The 4,827-nt window shown below is 41.1% G+C and carries 5 protein-coding genes; all 5 read left to right on the plus strand.

What is annotated here, in order from left to right; all coding sequences use genetic code 11:
* The first annotated feature begins 288 nt into the window (after positions 1-288).
* Positions 289-1,356, plus strand: a complete 1,068-nt coding sequence (gene gmd, locus RJ60_RS06040) for a GDP-mannose 4,6-dehydratase (protein ID WP_103134251.1) — start codon at positions 289-291, stop codon at positions 1,354-1,356.
* Between the two features lie 138 nt (positions 1,357-1,494).
* Entirely contained in the window at positions 1,495-1,863 is a 369-nt protein-coding gene (locus RJ60_RS06045) for a four helix bundle protein (protein WP_103134252.1), read from the plus strand.
* Positions 1,856-2,830 carry a GDP-L-fucose synthase gene (locus tag RJ60_RS06050; RefSeq protein WP_103134253.1) on the plus strand — a complete coding sequence of 325 codons (975 nt, stop codon included), beginning with the start codon at positions 1,856-1,858 and terminating at the stop codon, positions 2,828-2,830. Before RJ60_RS06045 ends, RJ60_RS06050 begins: the two co-directional genes overlap by 8 nt.
* Before the next feature lie 68 nt (positions 2,831-2,898).
* Positions 2,899-4,119 (plus strand): glycosyltransferase, encoded by a 1,221-nt coding sequence (locus tag RJ60_RS06055; RefSeq protein ID WP_219725868.1) that lies wholly within the window; start codon positions 2,899-2,901, stop codon positions 4,117-4,119.
* Between the two features lie 483 nt (positions 4,120-4,602).
* Positions 4,603-4,827, plus strand: a 225-nt coding sequence (locus tag RJ60_RS15520) for a hypothetical protein (RefSeq protein WP_180979917.1), incomplete at its 3' end; no start/stop codon positions are given.

A 4,827-nucleotide genomic window follows, 5' to 3' on the forward strand; every position in this document is an offset into this window, starting at 1 on the left:
GCAGGATATCACATTGACCAAATCCTCGATAAGTTCGAGGAACTCAATCAAAAGAATTAAAGATCAAAGATCGATTGTTCAATGCAGACACACATTTCCGTTGTCGAATCAAACTAAAGAGTCTCAACGCATGCAACAACGAGTTAAAGAAGCGAGGAAGAAGGAAAAGCATAGAAAAATCGCTAGTAGAAGAGGTTCTAAGCAAGCGGATTATTTACTAACCGAAGTATTGGAGCGTAATTCACAGGAAGAAAGAGCAAAACTAATTGAGTAAAAGGGGATAGATTAATGAACAAGAGTACCTTGATTACTGGTATCACCGGCCAAGACGGTTCTTATCTTGCTGAGCTTTTACTAGATAAGGGTTATGAAGTCCATGGAATAATTAGGAGATCCAGCAGTTTCAATACAAAGAGAATAGATCATTTATACAAGGATCCTCACGAAAGAGATGTAAATCTCTTTCTTCATTATGGAGACCTGACGGATTCGACGAATTTGATCAGACTTATTCAGGAGATACAGCCAGACGAGATTTACAATCTCGCTGCCCAGAGCCATGTGAAAGTGTCTTTTGAGACCGCGGAATACACTGCGAACTCAGACGGATTAGGTACTCTCAGATTACTGGAAGCGATCCGCTTTCTCGGACTAGAGAAAAAGACGAAGTTCTATCAGGCATCAACGAGCGAGCTTTACGGGAAAGTGCAAGAAACTCCTCAGAAAGAAACGACTCCATTCTATGCTAGAAGTCCATACGCAGCTGCTAAGCTATATGCTTACTGGATAACAGTCAACTACAGAGAAGCTTATGGAATCTTTGGGAGCAACGGCATCCTCTTCAATCATGAGTCGCCAAGGCGGGGAGAGACATTTGTCACCAGAAAGATCACAAGGGCAGCTTCAAGAATATCACTTGGTCTTCAAGACAAGGTCTATCTTGGAAACATGGACGCGAAGAGAGACTGGGGATATGCTCCGGATTACGTCAAGGCAATGTGGCTGATGCTCCAGCAGGAAGAACCGGGAGACTTTGTTATAGCCACAGGAGAAACCCACACTGTAAGAGAATTCGTGGAACTGTCTTTCAAAGAAGCGGGAATAGATATTCAGTGGAGAGGAAAGGGCGTTGAAGAGAAGGGGATCGACCCAAAGACGGGAAACATAGTCGTCGAAATTGACCCTGACTACTTCAGACCAACTGAAGTAGAGTTACTCCTTGGAGATCCGGCGAAGGCAAAAGAGAAACTCGGCTGGCAACCCGAAGTCAAATTCAAAGAACTCGTTCAGATAATGATGAAAGCCGATCTCGAAGCCGCAAAGTATGAGAAGTATAAGAAGCAGTACAAGGGATAGTGGAGAGTTGAGGGTGGAGAGTAGTGAGTAGTTGGTAGTAAGTAGTGATTTGAGCGTGGAAAGTTCAGTGTGAAAGGTTTTGAGTTACATGTGTAATGTTAATGCACAATAAAGAACGTTAGCACGGAGGTTTAGAACATGTTATACAAAGACTTGGATGTGTATAGGAAAAGCATTGATTTCGTTGTTGACATATACAAGATCACCGAATCCTTTCCAGACAGTGATAGATTCGGTCTGGTCTCGCAACTAAGGAGAGCCGCAGTCTCTTTACCATCTAATCTAGCTGAAGGCAGCGGAAGAAACGGGAAGAAAGAACTGATAAACTTTCTCCATATAGCTAGAGGATCATTATTTGAAATCGGAACTCAGCTAGAGATTAGCCAAAGGCTAGGATTTGTGAGTCAAGATGACTATGATAAACTCGAAGAAAGACGTGCAACGATTCAGAGAATGATGAATGCTTTGATTTCATCTCTGAGAAAGAAGGGAGAGAACCATGACTGAAGAAGAAAAGGGAGCTTCTACCTCCACGCTCCACACTCAACTCTCAACTGCTTCCAAGATCTACGTCGCCGGTCACAATGGGCTTGTTGGTTCGGCCATTATGAGGAAGCTAGAGTCTGAGGGTTTTAGGAACATAGTCACCAGAACCTTCGAAGAGCTTGATCTGACTGATCAAAAGGCGACGTGGGAGTTCTTCGAGAAGGAGAGGCCGGAATATGTATTTCTCGCCGCGGCAAAGGTTGGAGGAATACAGGCAAACAGCGTATATCCTGCCGACTTCATATACATAAACCTCATGATCGAATGCAATGTCATAAAGGCGTCTCATGAATTCGGAGTGAAGAAGCTTCTCTTCCTCGGAAGCTCTTGTATATATCCTAAGATGGCACCTCAGCCGATAAAGGAAGAGTATCTTCTTTCCGGATATCTCGAAGAAACAAATGAACCGTATGCACTTGCAAAGATCTCCGGCATGAAGATGTGCCAGTACTTCAATAAGCAATACGGGACTAATTTCATAAGCGTTATGCCTACGAATCTGTATGGACCGAATGATAACTTCGATCTGAACACAAGCCATGTCTTACCTGCGCTGATTCGAAAGTTCCACGAAGCAAAGGTAAACAATGCTCCTTATGTTGAAATATGGGGAACGGGTACCCCCAGGAGAGAATTCCTGTTTGTGGATGATCTGGCAGATGCCTGTCTCTTTTTAATGAAGAACTACTCAGGAAACGACTTCTTCAACGTAGGAACTGGAGAAGACGTTACAATAAGAGAACTTGCAGAGCTCATTGGAGAAGTTGTAGGATACAAGGGTGAGTTGAAGTTCGATACTTCCAAACCAGACGGGACACCCAGGAAACTGCTGGATGTGACCAGAATTCATGAAGCTGGATGGAGACACAGAACCGAACTTAAGGAAGGACTCACCAAGACCTACGATTGGTATTCACTTAGTAGATGATGCAGTTAGCACCTGTGGTTAGTGAATTCAAGATTATTCGTTTGATATATCATCTGGGAGAATGAATTGTGACAAAGACAGTTTTGTCCATAAACACCAGTAATCGTGGGAGTACCGGTCGAATAATGACTCAGATAACGAATCTAGCAAGAGAAACTGGTTATGATGCCTACATGGCTTATGGAAGAGGAGATGAGCCATCTGACGAGAAATCGATAAAGATAGGAACAAAGCTCGATATCTATTGGCATGGTTTGGTAACTAGAGTAACCGGAAAACATGGTTTTTCCTCAAAGAAAGCGGCGAAGAGTTTTCTTGAAAAAGTAGATGAGATCGAACCTAATCTCATTCACCTGCATAACATTCATGGCTACTACACAAACATCGAGCTTCTGTTCAGATACATCAAAGCGAAGAGAATTCCAGTGATCTGGACATTGCACGATTGCTGGGCATTTACGGGACATTGTGCGTATTTTGATTATGTTGGCTGCAACAAATGGAAAACAGGGTGTTATAAATGTCCTCAAGTAGATACTTATCCACGGAGTCTGTTCTTTGATCACTCAGAAAAATCATATTGGAAAAAGAAGGAGCTCTTTGAGAATGTTGAGAATATGATATTAGTAACACCGTCTAAGTGGCTAAAAAATCTTGTTGAAGAATCATTCTTGAGGCATCATCAAACAATAGTCATTAACAACGGGGTTGATACAGAAGCGTTTTCTCCGAGGGCATCCAAGAAGAGTTCTTTTGGAATAAGTGAGGATAAGTTCGTAATTCTGGGAGTTGCAGCACAGTTCAGTCCGAGAAAGGGGTTGAAATACTTTCTGGAGATTGCAGACAAGCTGGACGAGAGTAGTGTGATATTTCTTATAGGATTGAATAAGAAACAAATCAGGTCTTTGCCGAAGAACATAACCGGTATTCAGCGAACTGAGAACATAGAGAGGCTGGTTGAGGCCTATTCCATGGCTGATGTTTTTGTCAATCCGACCCTTGAAGATAATTTCCCGACTACTAATCTTGAGGCTTTGGCCTGCGGAGCTCCAGTAATAACATTCAGAACGGGCGGCTCGCCGGAGACAATAGATAACACCTGTGGTCTGATTGTAGATAAAGGAGATACAGGAGGATTGTTCAACGCGATAGAAATCGTGAAGAAGAGAGGAAAGGAAGAATACACCAAGAATTGCAGAAAGCGGGCAATCAAGCGATTTGATTCTGGCGATAGGTTTAGAGAGTATGTCGAGCTTTATGGAAGGCTTCTGACCAAGTATTTCAACTAATGCACTCCGACTTTATGACCTTATTCTGGATTACTTACTTAAATCATTGCTTATTTGTTTATTTAATACAATATTTTAGATAAACCTAATCATCATAAAAACATAATTTGTAATCATATAGATATTTGTAGATAGTGAAGGGGTGTTGTTGTGATAGTTATCACATATACCGTCATTGTTTGTTTGATATTACTGGTGACTAAAATGAGGTTTGGAAGTTTTTTCAGACTGAATTCACTCTTCACCGTCATTTGGTGTACTACAGGAAGCTTATCTTCAATGGGTTTATTTGATTTATTTGCTCCTTCATTAATAATACACTTATATTGTATTTGCATACTCATAATATTTAATCTAGTTTATCTCATACTGAGTAATAATATTACCAAAATTTCTACTGAAACAAGTGTAGAGGAGCAGTATCCGTTAAACAAGCAGAAACTATGCTTTATCTTTCTCCTGAATGCGCTTTCTTGGATATTTATGGCAAAGTTTGTTAGAAGATCAATTGAGTTGATTGCTTATGGCGGACTCAAGTATCTTCGCTTGTTTTCATATGATCCTAATATGGAGTTGGGTACAACTGCAGAATTGACAATTGTTCAAGCTATTGTCGAACCAGTTTTTACCGCTACTATTTTGATTACGGTAATATACACGATAAAAAATAGAAGAAATTTCTACTTGACATTTATGTCGCTAATAGAC

This window comes from Mesotoga sp. B105.6.4, from assembly GCF_002896535.1.
Lineage (GTDB): Bacteria > Thermotogota > Thermotogae > Petrotogales > Kosmotogaceae > Mesotoga.